The organism is Paracoccus sp. (in: a-proteobacteria), assembly GCF_047973135.1.
Lineage (GTDB): Bacteria > Pseudomonadota > Alphaproteobacteria > Rhodobacterales > Rhodobacteraceae > Paracoccus.
Window position 1 is genome coordinate 1 of the sequence record NZ_JBKEBL010000027.1, and the last position, 26,745, is coordinate 26,745.

Annotated in this window: 24 protein-coding genes and 2 tRNA genes; 14 read left to right on the top strand and 12 right to left on the bottom strand. The window is 63.0% G+C overall.

Going from position 1 to position 26,745, the window contains the following annotated elements:
- Together ACK5L9_RS01775 and ACK5L9_RS01780 are read left to right on the top strand one after the other, a co-directional pair.
- The coding region (locus ACK5L9_RS01775) for a BrnA antitoxin family protein (RefSeq protein ID WP_416909731.1) at nt 1-227 on the top strand (227 nt) is incomplete at its 5' end.
- A 26-nt stretch (nt 228-253) separates the two neighbouring features.
- A complete protein-coding gene (locus ACK5L9_RS01780; protein WP_416909732.1) occupies nt 254-661 on the top strand; it encodes a type II toxin-antitoxin system HicB family antitoxin in 408 nt (135 codons plus the stop codon).
- A 352-nt stretch (nt 662-1,013) separates the two neighbouring features.
- Here the strand turns inward: ACK5L9_RS01780 and ACK5L9_RS01785 are convergent, their stop codons facing one another.
- Nucleotides 1,014-1,733, bottom strand: coding sequence for a DNA-methyltransferase (locus ACK5L9_RS01785; protein WP_416909733.1), 720 nt, complete (start codon nt 1,731-1,733; stop codon nt 1,014-1,016).
- A 120-nt stretch (nt 1,734-1,853) separates the two neighbouring features.
- Between ACK5L9_RS01785 and ACK5L9_RS01790 the strand changes: the two genes are divergently transcribed.
- Nucleotides 1,854-2,216 (top strand): hypothetical protein, encoded by a 363-nt coding sequence (locus ACK5L9_RS01790; RefSeq protein ID WP_416909734.1) that lies wholly within the window; start codon nt 1,854-1,856, stop codon nt 2,214-2,216.
- A gap of 20 nt (nt 2,217-2,236) precedes the next feature.
- On the opposite strand, the gene ACK5L9_RS01795 is transcribed toward ACK5L9_RS01790, so the two are convergent.
- The 4 genes from ACK5L9_RS01795 to ACK5L9_RS01810 form a co-directional block, all read right to left on the bottom strand.
- Nucleotides 2,237-2,509 (bottom strand): hypothetical protein, encoded by a 273-nt coding sequence (locus ACK5L9_RS01795; RefSeq protein ID WP_416909736.1) that lies wholly within the window; start codon nt 2,507-2,509, stop codon nt 2,237-2,239.
- A gap of 55 nt (nt 2,510-2,564) precedes the next feature.
- Nucleotides 2,565-2,738, bottom strand: a complete 174-nt coding sequence (locus ACK5L9_RS01800) for a hypothetical protein (protein ID WP_416909737.1) — start codon at nt 2,736-2,738, stop codon at nt 2,565-2,567.
- Nucleotides 2,739-3,050: 312 nt separating this feature from the next.
- A tRNA-Asn gene (locus ACK5L9_RS01805) sits at nt 3,051-3,125 on the bottom strand.
- Nucleotides 3,126-3,182: 57 nt separating this feature from the next.
- Nucleotides 3,183-4,046, bottom strand: coding sequence for an MBL fold metallo-hydrolase (locus ACK5L9_RS01810; RefSeq protein WP_416909738.1), 864 nt, complete (start codon nt 4,044-4,046; stop codon nt 3,183-3,185).
- A gap of 34 nt (nt 4,047-4,080) precedes the next feature.
- Here ACK5L9_RS01810 and ACK5L9_RS01815 point away from each other — a divergent pair, with 34 nt between their 5' ends.
- The 4 genes from ACK5L9_RS01815 (at nt 4,081) to ACK5L9_RS01830 (ending at nt 8,641) form a co-directional block, all read left to right on the top strand.
- Entirely contained in the window at nt 4,081-5,436 is a 1,356-nt protein-coding gene (locus ACK5L9_RS01815; RefSeq protein WP_416909739.1) for an ATP-binding protein, read from the top strand.
- Nucleotides 5,437-5,575: 139 nt separating this feature from the next.
- Nucleotides 5,576-7,993, top strand: coding sequence for an endopeptidase La (gene lon / locus ACK5L9_RS01820; RefSeq protein WP_416909740.1), 2,418 nt, complete (start codon nt 5,576-5,578; stop codon nt 7,991-7,993).
- Between the two features lie 144 nt (nt 7,994-8,137).
- Nucleotides 8,138-8,455 carry an HU family DNA-binding protein gene (locus tag ACK5L9_RS01825; RefSeq protein ID WP_416909741.1) on the top strand — a complete coding sequence of 106 codons (318 nt, stop codon included), beginning with the start codon at nt 8,138-8,140 and terminating at the stop codon, nt 8,453-8,455.
- Between the two features lie 111 nt (nt 8,456-8,566).
- Nucleotides 8,567-8,641, top strand: a tRNA-Val gene (locus tag ACK5L9_RS01830).
- A 73-nt stretch (nt 8,642-8,714) separates the two neighbouring features.
- Here ACK5L9_RS01830 and ACK5L9_RS01835 read toward each other — a convergent pair.
- Nucleotides 8,715-9,461, bottom strand: a complete 747-nt coding sequence (locus tag ACK5L9_RS01835; protein ID WP_416909742.1) for a Bax inhibitor-1/YccA family protein — start codon at nt 9,459-9,461, stop codon at nt 8,715-8,717.
- Nucleotides 9,462-9,577: 116 nt separating this feature from the next.
- Nucleotides 9,578-10,546, bottom strand: coding sequence for an NADPH:quinone oxidoreductase family protein (locus tag ACK5L9_RS01840; RefSeq protein ID WP_416909743.1), 969 nt, complete (start codon nt 10,544-10,546; stop codon nt 9,578-9,580).
- Nucleotides 10,547-10,726: 180 nt separating this feature from the next.
- On the opposite strand from ACK5L9_RS01840, the gene ACK5L9_RS01845 reads away from it, so the two are divergent.
- The 5 genes from ACK5L9_RS01845 to ACK5L9_RS01865 all read left to right on the top strand — a co-directional run bounded on the left by ACK5L9_RS01845 (nt 10,727) and on the right by ACK5L9_RS01865 (nt 18,082).
- Nucleotides 10,727-11,086, top strand: a complete 360-nt coding sequence (locus ACK5L9_RS01845) for a helix-turn-helix domain-containing protein (protein ID WP_416909744.1) — start codon at nt 10,727-10,729, stop codon at nt 11,084-11,086.
- Nucleotides 11,087-11,191: 105 nt separating this feature from the next.
- Nucleotides 11,192-11,977 (top strand): inositol monophosphatase family protein, encoded by a 786-nt coding sequence (locus ACK5L9_RS01850; RefSeq protein WP_416909745.1) that lies wholly within the window; start codon nt 11,192-11,194, stop codon nt 11,975-11,977.
- A gap of 50 nt (nt 11,978-12,027) precedes the next feature.
- On the top strand, nt 12,028-13,443 hold the full coding sequence (gene mgtE / locus ACK5L9_RS01855; protein ID WP_416909746.1) for a magnesium transporter: 1,416 nt from the start codon (nt 12,028-12,030) through the stop codon (nt 13,441-13,443).
- Complete coding sequence (locus tag ACK5L9_RS01860; protein WP_416909747.1) at nt 13,440-13,997, top strand: 5-formyltetrahydrofolate cyclo-ligase; 558 nt, start codon at nt 13,440-13,442, stop codon at nt 13,995-13,997. Before mgtE ends, ACK5L9_RS01860 begins: the two co-directional genes overlap by 4 nt.
- Before the next feature lie 446 nt (nt 13,998-14,443).
- Nucleotides 14,444-18,082 (top strand): vitamin B12-dependent ribonucleotide reductase, encoded by a 3,639-nt coding sequence (locus ACK5L9_RS01865; protein WP_416909748.1) that lies wholly within the window; start codon nt 14,444-14,446, stop codon nt 18,080-18,082.
- Nucleotides 18,083-18,314: 232 nt separating this feature from the next.
- Here the strand turns inward: ACK5L9_RS01865 and ACK5L9_RS01870 are convergent, their stop codons facing one another.
- Genes ACK5L9_RS01870 through ACK5L9_RS01890 form a run of 5 tightly spaced genes read right to left on the bottom strand, consistent with a single transcriptional unit; the run spans nt 18,315 to nt 22,328 of the window.
- Nucleotides 18,315-19,043, bottom strand: a complete 729-nt coding sequence (locus tag ACK5L9_RS01870) for an SDR family oxidoreductase (protein WP_416909749.1) — start codon at nt 19,041-19,043, stop codon at nt 18,315-18,317.
- 9 nt (nt 19,044-19,052) lie between these two features.
- On the bottom strand, nt 19,053-20,240 hold the full coding sequence (locus ACK5L9_RS01875; protein ID WP_416909750.1) for a UxaA family hydrolase: 1,188 nt from the start codon (nt 20,238-20,240) through the stop codon (nt 19,053-19,055).
- Nucleotides 20,233-20,550 carry a UxaA family hydrolase gene (locus tag ACK5L9_RS01880; protein WP_416909751.1) on the bottom strand — a complete coding sequence of 106 codons (318 nt, stop codon included), beginning with the start codon at nt 20,548-20,550 and terminating at the stop codon, nt 20,233-20,235. Before ACK5L9_RS01880 ends, ACK5L9_RS01875 begins: the two co-directional genes overlap by 8 nt.
- 15 nt (nt 20,551-20,565) lie before the next feature.
- Nucleotides 20,566-21,672, bottom strand: a complete 1,107-nt coding sequence (locus ACK5L9_RS01885) for an enolase C-terminal domain-like protein (RefSeq protein ID WP_416909752.1) — start codon at nt 21,670-21,672, stop codon at nt 20,566-20,568.
- A complete protein-coding gene (locus ACK5L9_RS01890) occupies nt 21,672-22,328 on the bottom strand; it encodes an RraA family protein (protein ID WP_416909753.1) in 657 nt (218 codons plus the stop codon). Before ACK5L9_RS01890 ends, ACK5L9_RS01885 begins: the two co-directional genes overlap by 1 nt.
- 253 nt (nt 22,329-22,581) lie before the next feature.
- Here ACK5L9_RS01890 and ACK5L9_RS01895 point away from each other — a divergent pair, with 253 nt between their 5' ends.
- Nucleotides 22,582-23,394 carry an IclR family transcriptional regulator gene (locus ACK5L9_RS01895; RefSeq protein WP_416909754.1) on the top strand — a complete coding sequence of 271 codons (813 nt, stop codon included), beginning with the start codon at nt 22,582-22,584 and terminating at the stop codon, nt 23,392-23,394.
- Nucleotides 23,391-26,744 (top strand): SNF2-related protein, encoded by a 3,354-nt coding sequence (locus ACK5L9_RS01900; RefSeq protein ID WP_416909755.1) that lies wholly within the window; start codon nt 23,391-23,393, stop codon nt 26,742-26,744. Before ACK5L9_RS01895 ends, ACK5L9_RS01900 begins: the two co-directional genes overlap by 4 nt.
- Nucleotide 26,745 lies beyond the last annotated feature (1 nt).

Consider the following 26,745-nt stretch of genomic DNA (forward strand, 5'->3'; position numbering starts at 1 on the left):
TGACCGACGAACAGCTTGCGACCGCCCGCCCGTTCCGCAAGGCGCATCCCGAACTGCTTTCCGGGATGCAGGAAGAGGAGGCCCGCCGCGGGCGTCCGCCACTGGAAAATCCGAAGGTGTCCATTTCGGCCCGGCTGGACGCCGATCTGGTCGCGGCGCTGCGCGCGACCGGTCCCGGCTGGCAAACCCGCGTCAACGCGATATTGCGCGAGGCATTGGGACTGTAGGCCGCTGGCGCTGAAAGGAGAAACCCATGCGTTACGTTGCCTTCCTGCACACCGACGAAGCCGATGGCTTCGGCATCAGCTTCCCTGACTTCCCCGGCGCGATCTCGGATGGCGAGACCGTCGATCAGGCGATCCAGCGCGGCGAGGAAGCTCTTGCCTTCCATGTGCAGGGCATGCACGAGGATGGGCTGGGTATTCCCGTACCGCGAACCGTGGATGCCATTCTGGCCGATCCCGAGCTTGCCGAATGGCGCGCAGGCGCGCAGATCGCCCATGTGGCACTGATCCTTGACCGAGGGTCTCCGAAGCGTGTGAACGTGTCGCTGGACCCCGGCCTGCTGGAAGCCATCGATGCCGAGGCGGCGCGTCGCGGCATGACCCGCAGCGCCTTCCTGTCCTCGGCCGCGCGGGCGGAAATCAAAGCCGCGCATTGAGTGAAGGTGCGCTTTGGCAAGCTGTTTACCCACGCCCTCGGCGATAGCCAGCGAGGTTGTGATCGGATTTCCGGATTGATTGATTGATGGATGCGATGGCGCTCATTGTGCAGCCCTCCAGAGACAGGTGTTAACCCGACCACTGGGACGCCAATCCCGGCCACGCCTTTTTCGCGTGACTGGCCCGCGTGATGCGGACTTGCGATCACTCTGCCGTTCGTGGCGCGGTTTGTCAATCTGGCTGTCGATATTGCGCCATAGCATAACAATTCAGACGCCGATCTGATCGCATCGATGCCCGCGACCGGTCCCGGCTGGCAAACCCGCGTCCGCACCGTTGCAACACAGGCGATCATATCAGCACATCCTGCACGGATGCCTTGGGCGCGGGCGGTGCCACAAAAAGGTCTTTCTGGCGGTGCGCGTCGGTAACGCGGCTCACCGCGATATCAAAATATGCGGGGTTCGTCTCGATACCCACAGCCCTGCGCCCCATGCGCGCGGTGGCGACCAGCGTGGTGCCGGACCCCATGAAAGGGTCAAGGATGGTGTCGCCAGGATTGGTAAAATCGGCAATGATTTGAGACATTAAGCGCCATGGCTTTTCTGTTGGGTGCCCCCCGTGTCTGTCCGGCGGATTGGTCAGGTGTGTATACACCCCGCGCTTGCCCCCCGCGTTCCATTTCGCGTGACCCTGCCCGCACCACGCGGTGACAAAGCATTCCGCGCCCTGCGCCGGACCTTGGCCGTTCATTTGCGGCAGGCTGTCAGGCTTGACCCATATGCAGGCCCGCTTGTACTTAATCGGCGATGGGTTGATGACATCCGCCCACCGCGCCACGCCCTCGATTGTGCAAAAGGCGACAAACCAGCCACGGCAAAGACCGGCGCACAGGTCGATAAAATCCCCCCGAATCGCATCGATGCCCGCGAAATCAAGCCCGCGCAGTTCGGGTCCGCCATCGGTGCGCATGCGTCTTTTTGCGTTGTTTTTCAGATCGTGCAGCGATTGTTCGTAGGGCGGATCACAAATTATGTGGTCCACCGGGCCGACCATGGGCAACAGCGCCATCGCGTCGCCCTGTATCAGGCGACAATCCCCGATAGTCACCTCACGCACAGTGGATCCGCTCACGGCGCGCATCGCATCGGCGCTGGCCGAGCGTGACATTGCGGCGATGGAGGGCGGCGAATGACCCGTGACAGGCGGATCGTGGAGGGCTACGGCATCGTCTTCGATGAACCCACGCGGCTCGCCCATCAGGCGCTGCTCGAATGGGCCACCTATGACCCGGAGGGGGACGGCTGGCCGACCCCCGCTGACGTGGTGCGCTTCGCCCGCTTCTATGGCATCCCCGCCGCGCGGCTGGGCGGCCTGTTCGGGTTGCTCTCGCGCCGCGTCGGGCGGCGTGTCGTCTGGGCAGACATGGCTCGCGCGCCCGAGGTCGGGGCGCGGATCGGCGTGGCGACCTTCTCGCACGACGCCTTGGTGGCCTACGGCTTCTTCCGCGCAAGCTGGGCGGTGTTCGAGTGTGACCGGGCGACCATCCACTAGGGCAGTCGCCCGGTCCCTTGTCAGAATGGCACGTCATCACCGACCTGCGCGAAGTCCGGCCCGCGCAGGTCTTCGGGGTCGATGAAGATGTAGGCCCCGCCGGGGCCGTCGCGCGGCTCCTTCTCGGGCAGTTCGTCCAGCGGCACGACCTCATCGAGGCTGCCGTGGGCGTTGGTCACGCGGACAAACTTGCCGCCCTCCCGCTCACGCAGCCACGCGAGGGCCGAGAGGTTGACGTTGCCCGCTGCATCCTGATAGGCATACTGGCGCGACCGCGCGCCAGTATGGCCCACCTGAGAATCAAGATGGGGCGAGCCGGGTCGCATTGCAAGTGCGAGTTTCCCCGGGCTAGCCGCTCAGCGGCCCAAGCTCTCCGTTGGCATAGTCATAGAAGTCGGGGTTGCGGATTGCCGTCACCTGCAACAAATCATCCAGAGCTTCCGACAGTGCCACTTGCTTGTTGGGCTCTCCGACAAGGAAGACCCTGAAATTCGCGTGGCTGGAGGAGGCGTCAAGCAACACGATGTAGAGCCGTTCATACTGCTCATCGCGCCCACCGGGATCATCGCGTCCGGTGAAGAGGCGAAGCCGGGTGTGGGCATTCAGGAAGGTAGAGCGCTGCCCTCCTTCCGGGTTCTTCCGCTCCGGTTGTGGTTCACCATGCCAGAGACACAAAATCTAACCAACCGCAGAATACGCTGTTCTCACAATGTTCTCAAGAAATGATTGACCACGCGGCGCTCGGAGCCTTACGCGGGCTTTACTTTTCAGCCTTACGCGAGAAATTTCGGGAAAAGAAAAACCCTCTAAGTCATTGACCTAGAGGGCTTATCTTGGCTCCGGCGGTAGGGATCGAACCTACGACCAATTGATTAACAGTCAACTGCTCTACCGCTGAGCTACGCCGGAACACGGGGCGGATATAGCAATGTGTTTCGGAACCGTCCAGAGGGCGCGACGATTTTTTTACGCCGCCTGAAAACGAGCGTTTTCGGACAGGGTTTCCTGGGGAAAGACGACGCCGAGGGTTGTCAGGGCGACCAGATGGGCCAGGACGTTGCGGGCTGCGGCGGGCATCAGCAGCGGGGGGACATCATAGATTCTGCGGGCGAGTTCGGCGGCGGTGCCGGGGGTGTCGCGCAGGGTGGCGAGGATCTGGGCGGTGCGCTTGCGGCGGTGCGCGGCAAGTTCGGCAAGCCGCGCGGCGGGGGTCTCGACCGGATCGCCATGGGCGGGCAGCAGGCGTCGGGCGTCCAGCGCGGCGATCTTGTCGAGCGAGCGGAAATAATCGGCCAGATCGCCATCGGGCGGGGAAATCAGGGTCGAGGACCAGCCAAGCACGATGTCCCCGCAAAACAGCGTCTCATCCTGTTGAAAGCACAGGTGGTTTCCCGAATGGCCGGGGGTGTGGAGGGCGCGCAGGCTCCAGTCCGGGGTGGTGATCGTCTGGCCGTCGGTCAGGGGGATGTCAGGGCGAAAGCCCGTGTCCAGTCCCTCACCGCCGCCGGCCAATCCCGATTCGGCCAGCCTCTGCATGACCGGCGACCGGCCCGACAGGGCGTCGCCGAAAGCCAGCAGGGGCGCGCCGGTCATTCGCGACAGGGCAGAGGCACCGGCGCTGTGGTCGCGATGGGCATGGGTCACGAAGACATGGCTGATGCGGCCGCGGCCGGCCGTGACGATCGCGGCCAGATGGCCCTCGTCCTCGGGGCCGGGGTCGATGACGGCCACATGGTCCTGGCCGATCAGGAAGGTGTTCGTGCCTGGCCCGGTCAGGGGTGAGGGATTTGGTGCCAGCAGGCGAACCGGCTCTTTCGGAAGGTTGCTCATGGGGCTAGCCTAGGGCGGAACGGACGGGTTTTCCATGGTGAATGGCATCGAACCAAAGTGGCTGCGACTTGTGTTTCCGCGCGGGCTTTACTGGCGCGCGGCGCTGATCCTGTTTCTGCCGGTCGTCGTCGTGACGCTTGTGGTTACGGTGGTCTTTCTGCAGCGCCATTTCGAGGGCGTGACGCAGCAGATGACGGGCAACATGGTCCGTGAGCTGGGCTTTGTGGTGCAGCGCATGGATGGGGCAGCGGATCCGCAGGCCGCGATGCGGGCGGGTGAGGCGATTGCCGCGCCGCTGGAGCTGGTCGTGACCATGCCGGCACCTGAGGAGACCGGCGATGTGCGGCATTTCTATGACCTGTCCGGACGCGTGCTGATCCAAGAGCTGCATGACAGGCTGCCTCAGGTAACGGCGGTGGATCTGGCCAGCGATGACGGCAAGGTTGCTGTGACCATGACCGGGGTGTTCGGTCCCTATCTGCTGTCCTTTGAACGCAGGCGGGTCAGCGCCTCGAACCCGCATCAGTTGCTGGTGCTGATGGTGTTCACGTCGCTTTTGATGACCGGCATCGCATCGGTCTTTCTGCGCAATCAGTTGCGCCCGATCCGCAGGCTGGCGCGCGCGGCGGATGCCTATGGCAAGGGGCGGATCGTGCCCTATCGCCCGACCGGCGCGGTCGAGGTGCGCAGCGCAGGCACCGCCTTTCTGGATATGCGCAACCGGCTGGAGCGGCAGAACGAACAGCGCAAGATGATGCTGTCGGGAATCAGCCACGATCTGCGCACGCCGCTGACACGGCTGCGGCTGGGCCTGTCGATGATGGCGCCCGGCATCCCGCCCGAGCCGGACGAGATCGCCGCGATGGAGGCCGATATCGCCGAGATGAATCGCATGGTGAACGAATTTCTGGATTACGCCCGTGACGATGCGCAGGAATGTCCGCCTCAGGCGACCGAGGCGCTGGCCTTTCTGCGCGGTATCGTGACCGATGCGCAGCGGGCGGGGCAGAATGTCGGCATCGCCAGCCTGGAGGGGGACGAAGGCGGCCGGGTCACTTTCCGGCCCGACATGCTGCGCCGGGCGCTGGAAAACCTGATCAACAATGCCGCCCGTTACGGCAAGCGGATCGAGGTGGATGCGACGCTTGGCCCGCGCAGCCTGCGCATTGCGATCGAGGATGACGGGCCGGGCATCCCCGAGGACAGTCTGGATGCCGCGATGCGCCCCTTTACCCGGCTGGATGCGGCACGCAACCGTAACAACGGGCAGGGCGCGGGGCTGGGCCTGGCCATCGCTGCCGATGTCGCGCGCGGCCATGGCGGGCATCTGCGTCTGGGGCGTGGTCAACGGCTGGGCGGATTGCGCGCCGAAATCGTGCTGCCGCGCTGAACGCGTGCGTAAAAGGGAAATAGATCGTATTGTCGTGGTCATATTGAATGCGGCAGGGCCTGCGCTTAGATTGACGGCAGGCAGGGGCCGCGTGTCGCCATGACGGGACTGCGGCTTCGGGCGGAAAGGAAAGCATGACATGAGTGAATTCACTTCCCAGACCTATCCGGTATTGCCCCTGCGCGATATCGTGGTCTTTCCCCACATGATCGTGCCGCTGTTCGTCGGACGCGAGAAATCGGTTCGCGCGTTAGAGGCGGTGATGGAATCGGACGGCCCGATTCTTCTGGCCGCGCAGATCGACGCCTCGGTCGATGAGCCGACCGAAGATGGAATTTATCGCACAGGCGTTCTGGCGAATGTCCTGCAATTGCTGAAGCTGCCCGATGGCACGGTCAAGGTTTTGGTCGAGGGGCGCGAACGCGTGCAGATCACCGGCTTTGTTCCAAATGACGATCATTTCGAGGCGGCGGCGCTGTTCCTGCCGGAAACGGCGGGCGATGTGGCGACTGTGACTGCGCTGATGCGCACCGTGGCCGAGGAATTCGAACGCTATGTGAAGGTTCGCAAGAATATTCCCGAAGAGGTCGTGACTGCGGTTGCCGAGGCGGACGAACCCGGCAAGCTGGCCGATCTGGTTGCCGGCCATATGGGGATCAGTCTGGATCGCAAGCAGGATCTGCTGGACTCGCTGGACGTCGCCGAACGGCTGGAAAAGGTCTACTCCCACATGCAGGGCGAAATGTCGGTCCTGCAGGTCGAGAAAAAGATCAAGACCCGCGTCAAGACCCAGATGGAAAAGACCCAACGCGAATATTACCTGAATGAGCAGATGAAAGCCATTCAGAAGGAACTGGGCGATGGCGAGGACGGCCAGAACGAGATCACCGAACTGGAAGAAAAGATCGCCGGGACCAAATTCAGCAAGGAGGCCCGCGAAAAGGCCGAGGCCGAGCTGAAGAAACTGAAATCCATGTCGCCCATGTCGGCCGAGGCGACGGTCAGCCGCAATTACCTCGACTGGCTGCTGGCATTGCCCTGGGGCGTGAAATCGCGGACCCGCAAGGATCTGGGCAAGGCCGAAAAGGTGCTGGACGCCGATCACTATGGCCTGGAAAAGGTCAAGGAACGGATTGTCGAATATCTGGCTGTGCAGGCGCGCAGTCAAAAGCTGAAAGGCCCGATCCTGTGCCTTGTCGGCCCTCCGGGCGTGGGCAAGACCTCGCTGGGGCGGTCGGTCGCGCGGGCGACGGGGCGAGAATTTATCCGTATCAGCCTTGGCGGCGTGCGCGACGAATCGGAAATCCGGGGCCATCGGCGGACCTATATCGGCTCGATGCCCGGCAAGATCATTCAGGCGCTGAAAAAGGCAAAAACGACCAACCCGCTGATTTTGCTTGATGAAATCGACAAGATGGGTCAGGATTTCCGGGGCGATCCGGCCAGCGCCATGCTTGAGGTGCTGGATCCCGAACAGAACTCGACCTTCGTGGACCACTATCTTGAGGTGGAATACGACCTGTCGAACGTGATGTTCGTGACCACGGCCAACAGCTATAACATGCCGGGGCCGCTGCTCGACCGGATGGAGATCATTCCGCTGGCCGGCTATACCGAGGATGAAAAACGCGAAATCGCGCGTCAGCATCTGCTGCCCAAGCAGATCGCGGCCAATGGCCTGCGCAAGGGCGAATTCAGCGTCAGCGACGAGGCGCTGACCCATGTGATCCGCTATTACACGCGCGAGGCCGGGGTGCGGTCGCTGGAACGCGAAATCGCCAAGCTGGCTCGCAAATCCGTGACTGAAATCCTTAAGGGCAAGGTCACGTCTGTCGATGTGACGCCGACGAGGGCCGAAGAATATCTGGGCGTGCGTCGGCATCGTTATGGTCTGGCCGAAAAGGACGATCAGGTCGGCGTTGTCACCGGGCTTGCCTGGACGCAGGTTGGCGGCGATCTGTTGCAGATCGAGGCACTGCGTCTGCCGGGCAAGGGCCGGATGAAGACCACCGGGAAACTGGGCGAGGTAATGAAGGAATCGATTGATGCGGCCTCCAGCTTCGTGCGCTCGATTTCGCCCGAGATCGGGGTCAGGCCGCCGGAATTCGACAAGCGCGACATCCATGTCCACGTTCCCGAAGGTGCCACGCCCAAGGATGGACCATCGGCGGGTATCGCGATGGTGACAAGCGTGGTCTCGGTCATGACCGGCATTCCGGTCCGCAAGGATGTCGCCATGACGGGCGAGGTCACGCTGCGGGGCAATGTTCTGGCCATTGGCGGGCTTAAGGAAAAGCTGTTGGCGGCCCTTCGCGGCGGCATCAAGACGGTGCTGATCCCGGCTGATAACGAAAAGGATCTGGCCGAGATTCCGGATAACGTAAAAACCGGGCTGACCATCATCCCCGTCACCAATGTGCGCGAGGTGCTGAAACACGCCCTTGCCCGCATGCCCGAACCTGTGGATTGGGACGAGGCCGCCGAAGAGGCGGCCGAGGCCGCGCGCCTAGCCGCCCGCCGGGATGACGGCGCAAGTGGCGGTGCCGTCGCGCACTGAGTTTACATTCGTATCACGACAGGACCGAACCGGGGGCCAACCGGTTCGGTTTTGATTCTGCGTCGCGGCGCAGAATATAGTTGACGCATGGGCGCGATCGGACCACTTTCATAAACAGTTTGGTTCGCGAGAAGGGGGTGGGTCATGGTTGACCACTCAAATGAAATATCAGGCGACCGTCCCGATACACCGGGAAGGCCGCAGCCGGCGCAGGTCGTGCAGAAGAAAGATTTCGTGGATCGGGTGGTCGCCGCAACCGGCGCCAAGAAATCCGATGCACGGCCCATCATCGAGGCGACTCTGGAACAACTGGGCGCTGCGTTGTCGATGGGACAAACCCTTGCGGTGCCTCCTTTGGGGCGTGGCCGCGTCAATCTGGAAAAGGACCAGCGCGGCGGCGACGTAATCACGTTGCGATTGCGCCGCAAACCCACGGGTGTCAGCCAGGGCGTCGCCCGCTAGCCCGGCGCTTCGCCACCGGGCAAGGCGCTTGGCGCAGCTTGTCCGGTGGCGTGAAATCATCGTCGTCAGGGGCTTGCGGCTGGTTCTGCTTGCTGTTAGATGCGCCCTCATGGGTGATTAGCTCAGTGGTAGAGCGCTTCGTTCACATCGAAGATGTCAGCGGTTCAAATCCGTTATCACCCACCATTTCACCACAGCGGTGCGCCCAAAAAAGGCCGGACATGGTCCGGCCCTTTGGTATCTTGTCTGTCCGTGGCGACTATTCGCGGCTGCCCAGGAAGGACAGCAGGAACATGAACAGGTTCAGGAAGTCCAGATACAGATGCAGCGCGCCCATGATGGCGGATTTGCCCAGAAATTCCTGATCCGAGCCTGCCAGTTGCAGGTAGGTGTTCTTGATCCGCTGCGTGTCATAGGCGGTCAGCCCGGCAAAGACCAGTACGCCAAGGATCGAGATTGCGAATTGCATCGCCGGGGATTGCAAGAAGGAGTTCACGAGCAAGGCGACAATCAGCCCGATCGCGCCCATGATCAGGAAACTGCCCCAGCCGGAAATATCCTTCCTCGTAGTATAACCCCAAAGCGACAGCCCGGCAAAAGATATGGCCGTCACCAGGAATGTCTGGACGACGGAATAGGGGGTATACATCAGGAAGATCGAGCTGATCGACAGCCCCATAAGCGCGGCAAAGCCATAGAACAGCATGGTTGCGCCCTGCACAGACAGCCGGTTCAGCGCGGTGCCAAAGGCAAAGACCACCAGCAGCGGGGCTAACGTGATCACCCATTTCAATGGTGTGCCATAGATGGCATTGCCAAGCTGTGTCGCCTGACCGCTGGCATCCACCGCAGCCGAACTGATGCCATAGGCCGCGACGGCGGTTACGCCAAGGCCGACCGACATCAGCCCATAAACCTTGTTCATATAGGCGCGCAGGCCTTCGTCGGTCACCATGTCACGGGCGCCGATGCGCTGCGTGCTGCGGTAACTGTTGTAATCTGCCATCAAAGTCTCCCTTACAGAACGGCGTCCCGGATCCTGCCGGGGTTGATCGGATATCACTCTAATATTGGCGAAGCCGCGCCGCGATTCAACTGTCTGTGCGCCGAAATGCAAGCGTTTTACAGGGTAATGACGATCTTTCCGACCGCGCGGCGGGTCCGCAGCGCCTCGTACCCTTCGGCAATCCTTGTCAGAGGCAAAGTTTCGCCGGTGACGGGGCGCAGTTTTCCCGCCTCGAACAGGGTAAAAAGCTGCGACATGCTGCCGCGCAGCGCGGCAGGGTCGAGGCTGCGATACCCGGACCAGTAAAATCCGTGGATGGCGATATTCTTGACCAGTGCGTGATTCAGCGGCAGGCGCGGGGGGCGGCCGCCCGCAAAGCCGATGACCAGAAACCGCCCGCCACGCCGCAGCGCGCCAAAGCTGGCCTCGCCGGTGGCATCGCCCACCGCGTCATAAACGACATGCGCGCCGCCCAGGTCGCGCAGCGCGGTTTTCAGATCGTCGCATGTGTCGCTGTCGATCACGGTTTCGGCACCGGCGGCGCGCACGGCCTTCAGCCGGTCGGCGCCGCGCGCCACGCCGATCACCCGAGCGCCCATCGCATGCCCGATTTCCACCGCCGTCAGCCCGACGCCGCCCGCCGCGCCGGTGACAACCAGCGTTTCGCCCGGTTGCAGCGCGGCGCGGCCCGCCAACGCCAGGTGGCTGGTGCCATAGGCAATCTGGAACCCGGCGGCCTGTTCAAGGCTCATGCTGTCGGGGATGCCAAGCAGGTCCGTTCCGGGCACGGCGATCAGGTCGGCCATGGTGCCCGCCGTCAGAACTGCCACCCGGTCCCCCGGCGCAAAGGCGCTGCCTGGCCCGGCCTCCTGGACCACACCCGCGCCTTCTATTCCGGGGATGAAGGGCGGGGTTTCGGCCTCTTGGTACTGGCCCTTCGCCTTCAGCAGATCAGCGAAATTCAGGGCCGAAGCGTGCATCCTGACCAGAATCGCATCGCCCCGCCGGACGGCCGGATCGGCGGCGCGGATGACGGGATCGCTTCCCAAAGTCTCGACAAGGGCGATTCGGGGCGTATCGGACATCAAAACCTCGCGGAAATAAAACAATCAGTTCACTTACTTGTCTGGACATGGCTAAAAAGACAAGTCCCGCTTGATCGGAACCTGTCTTTTTGGTTAGAAACATAGACATTAACCACACTGACACTCGCAAATTGTCGGGGGTTGAGTTAGTACCAGTATAGATTGTAACGAGGTTGGGCTATGAAGCACGGTGTAGATGTTCATGTTGGCAAGCGTATCCGCCATCGTCGTTGGATGATTGGCATGACGCAACAGCAGCTTGCTGACAAGGTTGGGATCAAGTTCCAGCAGATCCAGAAATACGAAACCGGGATCAACCGTGTTTCGGCATCCCGTTTGTGGGATATCGCGCGGGCGGTCGATGTCCCGGTCAGCTTCTTCTTCGAAGGGCTGCATGAGGGCGCGCAAACCGAAGAGGTCGAGGGGGATATCCTCGCCGACAAAGAGGCCCTGCAACTGGTTCGCGCCTATTACGCGATGCCAGCCGCGCAGCGCCGCCAGATTTTCGAACTGGCGCGGGTTCTTTCCGACGCGGCCTGACGCCGCCACTTTCCGATACCGAACCAGAGCCGCGCTTGCCGTCGGCTCTGGCAGCTTTTGCGCTGGCGCGTTAAACCTGCCCCTGACCATGTGACGGGGGCGGCGATGGATGACGCGCAACAGATTATCGAAACCGCGCATCGGATGGCCGATGCCGCGCGGCATGCCATCCTGCCGTTGTTTCGCTGCGCCGGGCTGGAAGCCGACAACAAGCGTCCCGCCGATTTTGATCCGGTCACAGAGGCTGATCGTGCGGCGGAACGTGCCATGCGTGCGATTCTGGCCCAGGCCCGGCCGGATGACGCGATTCTGGGCGAAGAATATGGCCACAGCGCGGGGCGCAGCGGTCTGACATGGGTTCTTGACCCCATCGACGGCACTCGCGCCTTTATATGCGGTGCCGCTAGCTGGGGCGTGCTGATTGCGTTGCGCGACGCGCAGGGGGTCCGCTATGGCCTGATCGATCAGCCCTATACGCGCGAACGGTTCGAGGGCGGGCTGGGTCGTGCCGTGCTGAATGGTCCGGACGGGATGCGGCCTCTGGCGGTGCGGCGCGGGGTCGGGCTGGACGGCGCGACGCTGATGACCACCTATCCCGAGATCGGCACTCCGCCGGAATGCGCGGCCTTTCAGCGCGTCGCCTCGCGGGTCCGGCTGACGCGTTACGGGCTGGATTGCTATGCCTATGCCTTGCTGGCATTGGGGCAGGTCGATCTGGTGATCGAGGCCGGGTTGCAGCCCTATGACATCGCCGCGCCGATTGCGGTCATTCAGGCGGCGGGGGGCGTTGTCAGCGACTGGCAGGGCGGGCCTGCCGCCGGGGGTGGGCGGGTGATCGCCGCCGCGACGTCCGACCTGCATCGCGAGGCAATCGGCTTGTTGAACGGCTGATCCGTCCGTCCTATTCATCCGCTCAACCCCACACGCGAAGGAGACGCGGCATGGCTGACGACGAACGCCCCCAGCCCGAGGAAAAGCCCGCCGACGCATCGCCCGAGCGTGACGAGGAAGACGATTTCCTGCCCCGCCGCGAGCTGCTGGAGCAGATTGACGACGCCATCGAGGCCGAGGATGCGGCGCGGCTGAACCTGCTGCTGGAACCGATGCACGCGGCCGATATTGCCGATATCATCGAGCGGCTGGACGGGGCCGGGCGTCGCGCCTTTCTTGGCCTCTATTCGGGTGAGATCGACGGCGAAATCCTGTCCGAGATCGACGAGGCCATTCGCGAAGAGGTGCTGGACGCCCTTCCGCGCGCGGTCCTTGCCGAGGCCGTCCGCGAGATGGACAGCGATGACGTCGTTGACCTGATCGAGGATCTGGATCAGCCGGATCGCGAGGAAATCCTTGCTGCGCTGGATGAAAGCGATCGCGCCGCAGTCGAACAGTCGCTGACCTATCCCGAATATTCGGCCGGTCGCCTTATGCAATCAGAGGTTGTTACCGCGCCCGAGCACTGGACCGTGGGCGAGGCGATCGACTTTCTGCGCAGCGCCGACTGGCTGCCGGAACAGTTCTACCATGTGATTCTGGTCGATCCGCGCCGTCACGCGTTGGGGTATGTCGCCCTCGGGCGGCTGCTGGCGTCGCGGCGCGAGGTGGCGCTGCGCGACATCGTCGAGGACAGTTTCCGCACCGTCAGCGTCTATGCCGAGGAAGGCGATGTCGCCTATGCCTTTAACCAGTATCACCTGATTTCCGCGCCGGTCGTGGACAAGGATGACCGGCTGGTCGGTGTCATCACCATTGATGACGCCATGTCCGTGCTGGACGAGGAACACGAAGAGGACATCCTTCGCCTTGCCGGTGTGGGCGAGGATTCGGCCATCACCGACACGGTTCTTGAAACCCTGCGCCAGCGCCTGCCCTGGCTGATGGTGAACCTGATCACTGCCATCGTTGCATCGCTGGTCATCGCGCTGTTCGAGGGCACGATCCAGCAGATTGTGGCGCTGGCGGTACTGATGCCCATCGTGGCCTCGATGGGCGGCAATGCAGGCACCCAGACCCTGACGGTTGCGGTCCGCGCGCTGGCCACCAAAAGCCTGACGGGCAGCAATGTCTGGCGCGTCGTGCGGCGCGAGGCCATTGTCGGCCTGTTGAACGGGCTGGCCTTTGCGGTGGTGATGGGGATTGTCGCCTGGATCTGGTTCGACGGGGTCAATCTGGCCGCCGTGATCGGCATCGCGATGATCGTCAACCTTGCTGTGGCGGCACTGGCGGGGATCCTGATCCCGCTGGCGCTGGAAAAGGCCGGGGCGGATCCGGCGCTGGCCTCGGGGACATTCGTGACGACCGTGACCGATGTGGTCGGCTTTTTCGCCTTTCTGGGCCTTGCCTCGGCCGTGCTGCTATGAGCCTCAAGGCCGATTTGCGCGCGCGGGCGCTGGCTGTGCGGGCCGGGCAGGGGGGGGACGGGCAGGCGCTGACGGCGCGGCTGCTGGCGGCACTGGCCCCCTTTGCTGGCCGGGCGCTGGCCGGGTACTGGCCCATGCGCGACGAGGCCGATCCGCGGCCCGCCATGGCTGCCCATGAGGGGCCGCTATGCCTGCCGGTGGTGACGGGCAAGGGCGTGCCGCTGATCTTTCGGCAATGGAATGGCGGCGCGCTGGAGCCCGGTCCCTTTGGCACCTCGCATCCTGGCGAATCGGTCCCCGGAATTGTGCCACAAGTTCTGGTTGTGCCGCTTGCCGCCTTTGATCGTGCGGGAAACCGGATCGGTTATGGCGGAGGATACTATGACCGAACCCTGCAATTGCTGCGTGAAAACGGCGCGGTGACGGCGATCGGGCTGGCATTTTCCTGTCAGGAAGTTCCGGAAATTTCAGCGGAAAGCTATGATCAGCCGCTGGATATGGTGGTGACGGATTGCGAAATCATTGACCTGCGACGTTCCGGCGCAAAAACCTGACGCCTGTGGCGTGGCTGCATCAGGTGTGCACAACCTTGGGATGAATCAGGGGATAACCCTGTGGACGGACCGGGAAGGTTTCTCTATAATCAAATGAAATCACACATTAAATTGTGAACGTTGCAGGCTGACGTGAAGCCCGCGCGCTGCCCTGTGTGCGAATCTCTGGTTCTGCAACCTGACGTGATGTCAACGCGCTGCGGTTACGAAAAACTCAAAAAATGTGATTGAAATTTTGGTAAACTCACGTCAGTTTGTGCGTCGTGGCGAGGTTGGCACAAGATGTAGTGGTCTCAGACCGGCATCTAAAGAATCGACCGGCTGGCAATTCGACCCGGACTGACAGGCGGTTCGTCCGCCTGCCGCTTTTCCGCCCGTCAGCGAGGGCGGCGCCGTCCGGAAATCGGGGCCGGGGGACAGTGAAGATAAAGCTCAGAGGGGCAGGCATGAAGATCGAACGGCGCTTTACCAGTGAAAAGACCGGCGCTTACGGCGAGGTCGATTTCACGACGACGACCAGCGAAATCCGCAACCCGGACGGCAAGATCGTGTTCCGCAACGATCAGGTCGAGGTGCCGCATGGCTGGTCGCAGGTGGCAAGCGACGTCATCGCGCAGAAATATTTCCGCAAGGCTGGCGTGCCAGCCGCGCTGAAACGCGTCAAGGAAAAGGGCGTGCCCGAATTTCTGTGGCGCAGCGTTGCCGACAAGGACGCGCTGGACAAGCTGCCCAAGGATCAGCGGCATGTCGGCGAAACCAGCGCCCGGCAGGTCTTTGACCGTCTGGCCGGTGCCTGGGCCTATTGGGGCTGGAAGGGCGGCTATTTCAGCAAGGAAGCCGACGCCCGCGCCTATTACGACGAGATGCGCTTTATGCTGGCCCGGCAGATGGCTGCGCCGAACAGCCCGCAATGGTTCAACACCGGCCTGCACTGGGCCTATGGCATCGACGGCCCGAGCCAGGGGCATTACTATGTCGATTACAAGACCGGCAAGCTGGTCAAATCCGACAGCGCCTACGAACATCCCCAGCCCCATGCCTGCTTTATCCAGTCGGTCAGCGACGATCTGGTGAATGAGGGCGGCATCATGGATCTGTGGGTCCGCGAGGCGCGTCTGTTCAAATATGGCAGCGGCACCGGCACCAATTTCTCAAGCCTGCGCGGCGAGGGCGAGGCCCTGTCGGGCGGCGGAAAATCCAGCGGGCTGATGGGTTTTCTGAAGATCGGAGACCGCGCCGCAGGGGCGATCAAATCGGGCGGCACCACGCGCCGCGCCGCCAAGATGGTGATCTGCGACATGGATCACCCCGACATCGAGTCCTTCATCAACTGGAAAGTCATCGAGGAACAGAAGGTCGCAAGCCTTGTCGCAGGTTCCAAGATGCACGAGGCCCGTCTGAACGACATCTTCGCCGCGATCCGCGCATGGGATGGCGGCATGGACGACGCGACCGACCCGACGACGAATGACGGGCTGAAATCGGCGATCCGCGCGGCCAAACGCGCGATGATACCGGAAACCTATGTCAACCGCGTGTTGCAATATGCGCGTCAGGGCTTCGACAGCATCGAATTTCCGACCTATGACACGGACTGGGACTCGGAAGCTTACGTAAGTGTATCGGGACAGAACTCGAACAATTCGGTACGGGTGACGGACGCTTTCCTTGACGCGGTGCGCAATGATGCCCCGTGGGAGCTGCTGCGCCGCACCGATGGCAAGGTCGCCCGGACCATCAGCGCGCGAGAGTTGTGGGACCAGATCGGACATGCGGCCTGGGCCTGCGCCGACCCCGGAATCCAGTTCCACGACACCGTGAACGCCTGGCATACCTGCCCCGAAGACGGCGCGATCCGTGGCAGCAACCCGTGCAGCGAATACATGTTCCTGGACGACACCGCCTGCAATCTGGCCTCGATGAATCTGCTGACCTTCTGGCAGGATGGTCAGTTCGACGCCGACGCCTATGTCCACGCGACAAGGCTGTGGACCGTGACGCTGGAAATCAGTGTGCTGATGGCGCAGTTCCCGTCGAAAGAGATCGCTCAGCGGTCCTATGATTACCGCACGCTTGGGCTGGGTTACGCCAATATCGGCGGCCTGCTGATGAATATGGGCCTTGGCTATGACAGCGATCAGGGGCGCGCGCTGTGCGGTGCGTTGACCGCGATCATGACCGGCGTGGCCTATGCGACCTCGGCCGAGATGGCGTCGGAACTGGGGGCCTTTCCGGGCTACAAGCGCAACGCGAAGCACATGTTGCGCGTGATCCGCAACCACCGCGCCGCCGCGCATGGCACCGATGCCTATCACGGCGTCAATGTCCGCCCCGTCGCGATGGATGTGCAGAACTGCCCCGATCCGCGTCTGGTGGCGCTGGCCCGCGAGGCGTGGGACGAGGCGCTGACCATGGGCGAGGATCACGGTTTTCGCAATGCGCAGGCGACGGTCATTGCCCCCACCGGCACGATCGGGCTGGTCATGGATTGCGACACCACCGGGATCGAGCCCGATTTCGCCCTGGTCAAGTTCAAGAAGCTGGCGGGCGGCGGATATTTCAAGATCATCAACCAGTCGGTTCCCGCCGCGCTTGAGATGCTGGGCTATGGCAGTGCCCAGATCGAAGAGATCATCGCCAGTGCCGTGGGCCATGCCAGCCTTGGCAACTGCCCCGGCATCAACCATACGGCGCTGGCCGGTCATGGTTTCGGCCCGCGCGAGATCGAAAAGGTCGAGGCAGCGCTGGCCACTGCCTTTGACATCCGCTTTGTTTTTAACCAGTGGACTCTGGGCGAGGATTTCTGCACCCGCACCCTGGGCATCCCGGCTGACAAGCTGAACGATCCCGGCTTTGACCTGCTGCGTCATCTGGGCTTTACCCGTGCCCAGATCGACGCCGCCAACGACCATGTCTGCGGCACCATGACGCTGGAGGGCGCGCCGCATCTGAAGGCCGAACATTACGCGGTGTTCGACTGCGCCAATCCCTGCGGCAAGAAGGGCACGCGCTATCTGTCGGTGGACAGCCATATCCGCATGATGGCCGCCGCGCAGTCCTTTATCTCGGGCGCGATCTCCAAGACGATCAACATGCCGAACGACGCCACCATTGCGGATGCGCTGTCGGCCTATGAGCTGTCCTGGTCGCTGGGGATCAAGGCCAACGCGCTGTATCGCGATGGTTCGAAACTGTCGCAGCCGCTGGCCGCCGCTCTGGTCGAGGATGACGAGGAGGCCGAAGAAATTCTGGCTACCGGCAGCCCGCAGGAAAAGGCCGCCGTCATCGCCGAGAAGATCGTCGAAAAGATCATCGTGAAAGAGGCCGTCCGCAGCCATCGCGAGAAACTGCCGCAGCGTCGCAAGGGCTATACCCAGAAAGCCATTGTCGGCGGGCACAAGGTCTATCTGCGCACCGGCGAATATGATGACGGTGCCCTGGGCGAGATTTTCATCGACATGCACAAGGAAGGCGCAGGCTTCCGGGCGATGATGAACAATTTCGCCATCGCCGTGTCCGTGGGCCTGCAATACGGCGTTCCGCTTGAGGAATTTGTTGACGCCTTCACCTTCACGCGGTTCGAGCCGGCGGGCATGGTGCAGGGCAATGACAGCATCAAGAATGCGACCTCGATCCTTGATTACGTGTTCCGTGAACTGGCCGTGTCCTATCTGGACCGTACCGATCTTGCGCATGTGAAACCGCAGGGGGCAAGCTTTGACGATCTGGGCGAGGGCGAGGCCGAGGGGCCGAACCTTACCCCGGTCCGTCAGCAGACCGAACTGAAATCGCTGACCATGCTGAAACAGATCAGCAGCGCCGGCTATCTGCGCAAGCGTTTGCCGCAGGAATTGATGGTGTTGCAGGGCGGAGTCTCTACAGCCGCCGTCGCAACCGGCATGGCCGAAACCGCCACCGGCTTTCAGGCCGCAGCTTCGGTCAAGACCGAACTGGACGCGCGCACCAAGGCCAGGATGCAGGGATACGAGGGCGATCCCTGCGGCGAATGCGGCAACTATACGCTGGTCCGCAACGGTACCTGCATGAAATGCAACACCTGCGGCGGCACCTCGGGGTGCAGCTAAGCTGATCGCGCGGGCCGGGGAACCGGCCCCGCAACCGAACGTCAGGCGAAGGGCGCGGGTCTCCACAGTATTTCCCCCGCGCACCTATCGAAGCAGCCAGCCGCCCGGCAAGAGGCGCGCAGCCTGACTGCACAGCCCCCCGGACCGCGGCAGCCGGTTCCGGGGGGCTGATTTTTCTGGTGGTTCGCTGCGTCCCGCCGGAACACCCAGGCAATCGGCGGGTCGGGCAGGCTCAGACCGTCCAGCCACCGTCTATGATATGGCACTGGCCGGTGGTGAAACCGCTGTCCTCGCTGGCCAGATAGACGGCCAGCGCGGCGATTTCCCCGGCTTTGCCGACGCGGCCCATGGGCTGACGGGCGATGAATTCCGTCATGGCCTTGTCGTAATCGCCTGTGGCGCGCAGTCGGTCATGCAGCGAGGGGCTGTCCACGGTGCCCGGACAGATCGCGTTGCAGCGGATGCCGCGCGTGACGAAATCCGCAGCGACGGATTTGGTCAGGCCAATCACCGCTGCCTTGGACGCGCAATAGACAAAGCGGTTGGGCACGCCCTTCACCGAGGACGCGACCGAGGACATGTTGATGATCGATCCCGCCCCTTTGGCCAGCATTCCGGGCAGAACCGCGCGAATCAGGCGGTACTGTGCCTTGGCGTTCAGGTTGAACGAGAAATCCCAGTCCTTGTCCTCGCATTCCAGGATCGAGCCGGCATGCACGAAACCCGCGCAGTTGAACAGCACGTCCACGGTGCCGATCTCGGCCACCAGTGCGTCGATGGCGGATTTGTCGGTCACGTCCAGTTGCCGCGCGGTTGCGCCCGCGATCGAGGATACCGTCTCGACGTTCAGGTCGGTCGCCCAGACGGTTGCGCCTTCGCGCAGATAGGCCTCGACGGTCGCGCGTCCGATGCCCTGTCCGGCGGCGGTGACAAGGCAGGTTTTTCCGGTCAGTCTTGCCATGATCTCTCCTCAGGCTGGCAGGCAGGCGGGCCCGATGGGCTCGAAGCTTTTATAGGTCAGGATAAATTCGGCATGCCCAAGCGCCTCTGAGGCGGTTTGCTGGCCGCGTGCGACCTGCAGGGTCAGGTCGAAGATTTCGTCGCCCACATCGGACAGGGGCGTGCCGGACAGGATGCGACCGGCATTGACATCCATGTCATCGGCAAGGCGCGCATAGGTTTCGGGGTTGGCGCAGATCTTGATGACGGGCGCCAGCGCAGACCCCACGACCGAGCCGCGCGCCGTCACGAACAGCGTCAGATGCGCGCCCGAGGCCATCATCTCGACGATTTCGGCATTGTCCGAGATATTTGGAAAGCCAAAGCGCACCTCGCCATCCGGGACCACATCCATCAGGTACAGCCCGCCCTTCGGGGGAATGTCGCCCGGCTTGATCAGGCCGCTGATCGCCGAACTGCCGGATTTCGCATAGGCGCCCATCGATTTTTCCTCGATGGTGGACAGCCCGCCCTCGGCATTGCCGGCGGCAAAGCTGCCATATCCCAGAGTCGCATAATAAGAGGCGGCCTTTTCGACCGATGCGGTCAGCTCCGCCGCCAGTTCCGGGGTTTTCGCCCGCGCGGACATGATGCCCTCGCAGCCGATCAGTTCGCCGGTTTCCTCGAAGATGCAAGTCGCGCCCGCCTCGACCAGACGGTCGAAGGCCAGCCCGACCGCCGGGTTGCCGGTCAGCCCGCTGGTACCGTCGGATCCGCCGCAGACCGTGCCGACGACCAGCTCCGACAGCTCCATCGGCACTTTCTCGGCCTGTGCCAGCGCCTTGATCTGACCCGCCACCCAGTCGCGCCCCTTCTGGACCGAGGCGCGAGTGCCGCCGCTGCGCTGGATCACGATGGTCTCGACCGGTCGTCCGCTTGCCGCGATGATCTTTTCCAGCTTGAAGCGGTTGAAGCTTTCGCAGCCAAGCGACACCAGCACGACCGCGCCGACATTTGGATGGGTGCAAAGCTGTTCCATCATCCGTTGCGCATAGTCGTTCGGAAAGCAGCCCGGAAAGCCGATCACATGCGCGCCTTCCTCGCGATAGGGCAGAACGATTTCGGTCGCGACGTGGTGGGCGCATTCGACCAGATAGGCGACGGCGACGTGGTTGCGGATGCCCTTGCGGCCGTCGCTGCGCAAATAACCCTCAAGCATCGCTGCCCCCCTTCGCCGTTTCGTCCAGCACATGCGTGGCCGTATAGTCGCTTTTCATATTGTGGATATGCACATGTTCGCCTGCGGCGATGTCAGCCGTGGCCGAGCCTATGGGAACAGAGTATTTAAGGATTTTTTCGCCCCTGGCGATGTCTCGCGCGGCCACCTTGTGACCCAGAGTGACCGCCGCCAGCAGCGTGATCGGATCGCCGCCATTGACGTGGGCGGGGCCGGGGCCTGCCGGGCCGGTGGCAACCAGCACGTTGTCGCTGGCCGCCAGGCGTAACAACCCGCCTTGGGTGTTGGACATGCGTTCGCCTGACAATTACATCTTCTCCATGGTCGAGTTTTCGATCAGATCCCAGTCCAGAGACTGCCCCAGACCCGGTGCCTGCGGCAGTTCCGCGATGCCGTTCCGCACCGGCAGCCCGTCCTTCAGCCCGAAGGCGAAATCGCTGACCGGGGCCAGCAGTTCAAGATAGGTGCAGTTCCGCACCGCCGCGCAGAGATGCAGGTTCACCAGTTCCAGCGGGTGAAAGATTGCGGTGTGGATTTCACAGTTCATGCCAAATGCCTCGGCCAGATGCGCCGATTTCAGCACCCCGGTAACGCCGCCTGTCCAGCTTGCATCGGCGCGGATGGCATCGACCACATGGCGCGCGACGATGTCAGCCAGGCTATAGGGATGCCCGGCCAGCGTTTCGGTGCCAACCACCGGAATATCCAGTTGCCGGGTCAGTTCGGCCAGCGCGGGGATGCTTTCATCGGCCATCGGTTCTTCGAACCAGGCATAGTTCATCCGTTCCAGCCCGCGCCCGTAACGCAGCGCCTGCGGCAGGGTCATTGTCGTGACCGGGTCGCTCATCAGGGTATAGCCGGGACCGACGGCATTGCGCACCGCCTCGTGGATCAGCAGATCATCCTCGACCGAGCGGCCGGGGGGATGCAGCTTGTAGGCGGCAAAGCCCGCATCGCGGATCGACAGCGCCTCGGCGACGTAATCATCTGCCGTGTCCAGAAACATCGAACTGGCATAGACCGGCACCGTGTCACGCACCGCCCCGATATACCGGTACAGCGGCAGTTCCGCCGCCTCGGCCGCCAGAAGCCACAGGCAGCAATCGACCGGCCCCCAGATGTAGATCGGAAAATGCCCCCACATCCGGTTGCGCAGGCGGAAATCGTGCCACAACGCCTCTCGGTCATGGACATTGCGGCCAGCCAGGAACGGCGCCAGCGATTTCGCCAGATGGGCCGAACCAACTGCGCTGGCCCCGCCGAAACCGAACATCGAGGCGCTGCGCCCGCATTCGGTCCGCAGCGTATAAACCAGAAATTCGTGCCGCTTGCCCCCGCCCGGACCGCGCAACCCGCCCCGGATTTGCTGCTGATCGACAGCGCAGACGTGCAGCTCAAGGTCGGCGATGCGCATCAGAACTTGCCATATTTCAGATAGGCCTGCTGCGGGTCCGTGCCCGCAAGGATGGCGCTGCGGACCTTGCTTTCGGTCTGCATCGCCTCGACCGCCTTGTCGGTGACTTCGGCCACCACGCTGCGCGGCACCCGCACCATGCCGTCACGATCCCCCAGAAGGAAATCGCCCTGCGCGATCGCGACCTCGCCGATATGGATCACGTGGCCCGTGCCGGTCGGCAGCCAGCGTCCGACAACATCCTTTGGTGTATGCCCGCGTCGCCAGGTCTGAAAGCCGATCTTCACCAGAAAATGCGTGTCGCGCGCCTGCCCGTCCAGGACACAACCCGGAACGCCCTTGTTCTTCAGCGTTTCGGCCGACAATTCGCCCATCTGCGCAAGGTCGTGCGTATGCGGTTGACAGACCCAGACATGCCCCGAGGGGGCCTGCGACAAAAGCCCGGTCCAGGCCAGCAGCGTCTCGTGATCGCCCGCCGTATCGTCGGGATGCCCCTCGATGGTGAAGGCGGGACCGCAAAGAACCTTTTCCGGCATCAGCGGGGTAATTTCGGCGGGCAGGGTGAAATTCTTCAACCCCATCGCCCGCATCACATCATGCACGACCCCGGTATAACACCCTGAAAGCCGCTGGCTCAGCGCCGCATCGTCAGCCATTCCTCATCCCCCCGTGATCCCTCCTGTGCCACCCGCCGGCGGCGTGTCGAAACGGATTGCAAGCACCCTTAACCGCACCGTAATCAAAGATGTCGCAGAGAATCCAAAGGAGACGGCTGCCACGATCTTCACCTGAAAACTGCAGTCGCTAGTATTTGTATTTGAGTGGTGTATTCATAAGTGGGGGCTATTGCCGAGTCAACCGTTTTCTTGTGAAAAGCGGTGGCCACCGGTGGGCAAGAAGGGGGAAGGCATGTCGAACGGATCATCTGACGCGGTGCGCTATCGTGCGCCTGCGCTGGACAAGGGGCTGGATATTCTTGAACTGCTGGCCGCCTCGTCGGATGGTCTGACGCAGGCCGAAATCGCCAAGGGTCTTGGCCGCGGGCCGAATGAAATCTACCGGATGCTGGATACGCTGGTGCGGCGCGGATATGTAATCCGCAGCGTTGATGGCGACCGCTATTATCTCAGCCTGCGCCTGCTGGTGCTGGCCGATGCGCATCCGCCGCGCCGAAGGCTGCTGGACGCCGCCGAGGGGCGGATGCGGGTCTTTGTCCGCGAGGCCGAACAGTCGATCCACCTTGCCGTTCTGGAAGAGGGCGAGGTGATCATCAGCAGCGCTTTTTCCGCCCCCGGCAACTGGCGGCTATCGCTGCGGACGGGCTCGGTCATCGGCTTGTTCAACACCGGTTCGGGTGCGGTTCTGGCCGCGTTTCAACGCCCGGAAATCCGTGGTCGGCTGATGCAGGAACACCGGCTGGTGCGTGGCGAAACGGCCATTCCGCGCAAAGAGTTCGAGCCACATCTGGACCGGATCCGCGAGGCGGGTTTTTTCTGCGGGGCAAGCCAGACGGCGATTGGTGCGGTGAATATCTCGTTCCCGATTCTCGACCCGTTCGGCAATGCGATTGCCGCGCTGACCTGCCCGTATCTGCGCCGTATCGACAATTACGCCGCCCCGCCGCAAGACGACGTGCTGGCGATTCTGCGCGACACCGCCGGCGAAATCTCGGGGCAGGTACTTGGCCCGCCGCCCGATCCCGGTGTAGGGACAGATGAATGACGATCCGGCTGGACAGGATTTTTGACAAGGGCACGCTGGAACGCGGGCTGAACTATGCCCGGCGCGACCATGTCGTCTCGATCGATGTCGCGGATGACGGCCTTCTGCATACGCGGGTCGCGAACGGACGCGGGCGAAGCTATCGCCAGCAGATCAGCGTGGGAAGCTCGGCGGTCGAGGGGTTTTGCACCTGCCCGGTCGGCTATAACTGCAAGCATGTCGCCGCAGCGATGGTGGTCTGGATGGAACGGCAGGGCCAGAGCCCGTCGCTTTCGCCACAATATCTGGGCTGGCTGGGTCAGATCAAAAAATGTGCCGTGCCAGATACCGAAAAGCCCGAGGCGCGGCCCGAGGATTATCCTGACAAGGTCAACGCCCGGCTGCTTTACGTGCTGATCCCCCATGGTCAGCAGGTGAAGATCGACATTTACAAGGGGCAGATCAACGCTGCCAGGACCGGGCTGAACAAATCCATCCGGCGGCACGATGTCTCAGGTACCTTGCGGGGCGGTGTCGCCGAGGCATTCATCCGCCCCGTGGATCTGGATTTGCTGACGGCTCTGGCGCGGGCCGGGCTGTGGGACTGTCATTCCGGCTATGGCCTGCCCGAATTTCTGCGTCCGGCGGGCGGGGATGCCGCTGCCGTCATCCAGAGGCTCTGCGCGACCGGGCGGTTCCTGCATGACAACTTGCCCGATGCGCAACTGACATGGTCCGGCGAACGGCCAGAGCCGGAACTGGGCTGGACGACGATGGCGAACGGCAAACAGCGGCTGATCTTTCAGGACGGCCAGGGTCAGCCGCTGGATCTGCGCATGATGAATCGGGCAATGCTGTGGGTCGATGCCGCGCGGGGATTGATCGGCGAGGCCGGGCACTGCCTCAGCGACAAAATCCTGCGGATCGTGCAGTCCAGCCCCGAGGTCGAGCCCCTGGACGTTGCGCCGCTGGCCGAGGCGTTGCCCAAGGCGCTGGCCGGTCTGACGCTGCCCGCGCCCCGCACCATCCGCCAGACACGCCGCGCCGCGAAACAGCAGGTCGCGCGGCTGGTTTTGGGGGCTGAAACCGCGCGCCAGGGCGGGCGGTACCATGGCCAATCGGTGCAACTGCCCACGCTGACGCTGCAATTCATGTATGACGGGCAGCAGGTGCATTGCGGCGATGACGACCCGCGCCTTGTCGAGAACGGCGATGTCGTCGTCCTTGCCCGCGATCACCGATGGGAGGCGGATTGCGCCGCGCGGCTGCAAGAAGCGGGCGCATTGCCCGTGTCCGCGCTGGAATTTCATCGCCCCGGCGAACGTATGCAGGCCTGCGGTTTTGCCTTCGCCGAGGGCGAGCTGAACTGCCGCACGCAGAGGGTCTCGACCGCGCGGGACGGTATCGAATTTGCGTTCCATGTGGTGCCCGAATTGCAACGCGACGGATGGCAGATAGAAGAGACGAAGAAATGGCCCTTTCTTCGTGGTACGGAACGGGCGGTGCTGTCCGTTGAAACCCGGTCCGAGGCGGGTGCGGCGTTTCAGGGCAATGACTGGTTTTCGCTGGGGTTTCAGGCCGAGATCGGCGGCTATGTGCTGGATGTCGCCGCGCTGATCGCCGCCTTTCTGGAACAGGCGCGGCTGGCTTTGCCGGGCCTGCTGGATCTTGACACGCTGACACGCTACCTTGCGGAACGGCCAATCTGGCTGGATCGCGGCAAGCAGGGATATGTGCCGCTTGACCTTGGCCCCGTTGCGCCGCTGCTGCATCTGTTCCTGACCCATCACACTCAGCTTGGCGCGCTGCATCCCGCCGAGGCCGACATTGCCGGCCTTGCGGAAGAGGCGCTTGAGGGCAGTTCCATCCGCTTTGCCGACCATGCCGGGATCCTGCCGCTGGCGCGCAGCCTGCGGGTGCTGGCGAAGGCGCAGGCGCGGGATTTCGTGCCGCCACGGGGATTGACCGCAAAGCTGCGTGATTATCAGGCCTTTGGTGTCGCGTGGATGATGCGGCTGCTTGAGACGGGCTTTGGCGGCGTTCTGGCCGACGACATGGGGTTGGGCAAGACGATCCAGACCCTTGCCCTGTTGCAGACCCGGCACGAGGCGGGCGCGCCCGGCCCGGCGCTGCTGATCGTGCCGACCAGTCTGCTGCATGGCTGGCAGACGCAAGCGGCGCAGTTCACGCCCGGCCTGCGGCTGGTGATTCTGCACGGGCAGGGCCGCGCCGCGCTGCACGATCAGGTCGCTGGCGCCGATCTGGTGATCACGACCTATCCACTGCTGGCGCGCGATCGCGACTGGCTGGCGGAACAGGACTGGCCGCTGGTCATTCTGGACGAGGCGCAGACCCTGAAGAACCCGGCGTCGCTGATGGCCAAGGCCCTGCGCGATATTCCGGCAAAGGGGCGGCTGGCGCTGACCGGGACGCCGCTGGAAAACTCGCTGCAAGATCTGTGGACGCTGACCGATTGGGTGAATCCCGGCCTGCTGGGGGATCGCAAACGTTTTCAGACGCTGTTTCGCACGCCCATCGAAAAGCAGGGCGACATGGCCGCGCAAGCCCGTCTGAACCGCCGCCTGCGCCCCTTTCTGTTGCGCCGGACCAAGGAACAGGTGGCTGCCGAATTGCCTCCGCGAACCCAGATCCTCGACCGTGTCGATCTGCCGAAAACCCAGCAGGCGCTGTATGAAACCGTGCGCAGTGCCATGGATGCCCGCGTCCGCGAAGCCATCGCCGCGCGTGGCCTTGCTGCCTCGCGGATCACGGTGCTGGACGCGCTGCTGAAGCTGCGGCAGGTGTGTTGCGATCCGGTGCTGGTCAAGACAGATGCGGCCCGTTCCGTCGATAGCGCCAAGCGCGCCCGTCTGGGCGAATTGCTGGCGGAACTGATGGCCGAAAACCGCCGCGTGCTGGTCTTTTCGCAATTCGTTGAAATGCTGCGCCTGATCGAGACCGATCTGTCAGCGGCGGGCATCCCATTCTTGTCTTTGACCGGTCAGACAAGGAATCGTGCCGAGGTGCTGGACCGCTTTGCCCGTGGCGAGGCGCCGGTCTTTCTGCTCAGCCTCAAGGCCGGCGGGTTGGGTTTGACCTTGACCGAAGCTGACACCGTGATCCTGTATGATCCGTGGTGGAATCCTGCGGTGGAACGACAGGCGATGGACCGCACCCATCGCATTGGCCAGACCAAGCCGGTCTTTGTTCACCGTCTTGTGGCCGCCGGTACCGTCGAAGAGAAAATCCTGGAGATGCAGGCACGCAAGCAGGCGCTGGCGGATGCGCTATTCGACGAATCCTGCGAGGCCGCAGATATGCTGCTGAACGAGGCGACGTTGCAGGATCTGTTCGCGCCGTTGCAGGCGTAAT

What these genes read in the sequence shown, in the direction of transcription:
- ACK5L9_RS01840 (WP_416909743.1), bottom strand. Translation starts at nt 10,546, where the DNA reads ATGTCCGATACGCCCCGAATCGCCCTTGTCGAGACTTTGGGAAGCGAT.
- ACK5L9_RS01890 (WP_416909753.1), bottom strand. Translation starts at nt 22,328, where the DNA reads ATGGCTGACGATGCGGCGCTGAGCCAGCGGCTTTCAGGGTGTTATACC.
- ACK5L9_RS01845 (WP_416909744.1), top strand. Translation starts at nt 10,727, where the DNA reads ATGAAGCACGGTGTAGATGTTCATGTTGGCAAGCGTATCCGCCATCGT.
- lon (WP_416909740.1), top strand. Translation starts at nt 5,576, where the DNA reads ATGAGTGAATTCACTTCCCAGACCTATCCGGTATTGCCCCTGCGCGAT.
- ACK5L9_RS01790 (WP_416909734.1), top strand. Translation starts at nt 1,854, where the DNA reads ATGACCCGTGACAGGCGGATCGTGGAGGGCTACGGCATCGTCTTCGAT.
- ACK5L9_RS01900 (WP_416909755.1), top strand. Translation starts at nt 23,391, where the DNA reads ATGACGATCCGGCTGGACAGGATTTTTGACAAGGGCACGCTGGAACGC.
- mgtE (WP_416909746.1), top strand. Translation starts at nt 12,028, where the DNA reads ATGGCTGACGACGAACGCCCCCAGCCCGAGGAAAAGCCCGCCGACGCA.
- ACK5L9_RS01850 (WP_416909745.1), top strand. Translation starts at nt 11,192, where the DNA reads ATGGATGACGCGCAACAGATTATCGAAACCGCGCATCGGATGGCCGAT.
- ACK5L9_RS01875 (WP_416909750.1), bottom strand. Translation starts at nt 20,240, where the DNA reads ATGCTTGAGGGTTATTTGCGCAGCGACGGCCGCAAGGGCATCCGCAAC.
- ACK5L9_RS01810 (WP_416909738.1), bottom strand. Translation starts at nt 4,046, where the DNA reads ATGAGCAACCTTCCGAAAGAGCCGGTTCGCCTGCTGGCACCAAATCCC.
- ACK5L9_RS01835 (WP_416909742.1), bottom strand. Translation starts at nt 9,461, where the DNA reads ATGGCAGATTACAACAGTTACCGCAGCACGCAGCGCATCGGCGCCCGT.
- ACK5L9_RS01885 (WP_416909752.1), bottom strand. Translation starts at nt 21,672, where the DNA reads ATGCGCATCGCCGACCTTGAGCTGCACGTCTGCGCTGTCGATCAGCAG.
- ACK5L9_RS01780 (WP_416909732.1), top strand. Translation starts at nt 254, where the DNA reads ATGCGTTACGTTGCCTTCCTGCACACCGACGAAGCCGATGGCTTCGGC.
- ACK5L9_RS01880 (WP_416909751.1), bottom strand. Translation starts at nt 20,550, where the DNA reads ATGTCCAACACCCAAGGCGGGTTGTTACGCCTGGCGGCCAGCGACAAC.
- ACK5L9_RS01865 (WP_416909748.1), top strand. Translation starts at nt 14,444, where the DNA reads ATGAAGATCGAACGGCGCTTTACCAGTGAAAAGACCGGCGCTTACGGC.
- ACK5L9_RS01870 (WP_416909749.1), bottom strand. Translation starts at nt 19,043, where the DNA reads ATGGCAAGACTGACCGGAAAAACCTGCCTTGTCACCGCCGCCGGACAG.
- ACK5L9_RS01825 (WP_416909741.1), top strand. Translation starts at nt 8,138, where the DNA reads ATGGTTGACCACTCAAATGAAATATCAGGCGACCGTCCCGATACACCG.
- ACK5L9_RS01895 (WP_416909754.1), top strand. Translation starts at nt 22,582, where the DNA reads ATGTCGAACGGATCATCTGACGCGGTGCGCTATCGTGCGCCTGCGCTG.
- ACK5L9_RS01860 (WP_416909747.1), top strand. Translation starts at nt 13,440, where the DNA reads ATGAGCCTCAAGGCCGATTTGCGCGCGCGGGCGCTGGCTGTGCGGGCC.
- ACK5L9_RS01785 (WP_416909733.1), bottom strand. Translation starts at nt 1,733, where the DNA reads ATGGCGCTGTTGCCCATGGTCGGCCCGGTGGACCACATAATTTGTGAT.
- ACK5L9_RS01815 (WP_416909739.1), top strand. Translation starts at nt 4,081, where the DNA reads ATGGTGAATGGCATCGAACCAAAGTGGCTGCGACTTGTGTTTCCGCGC.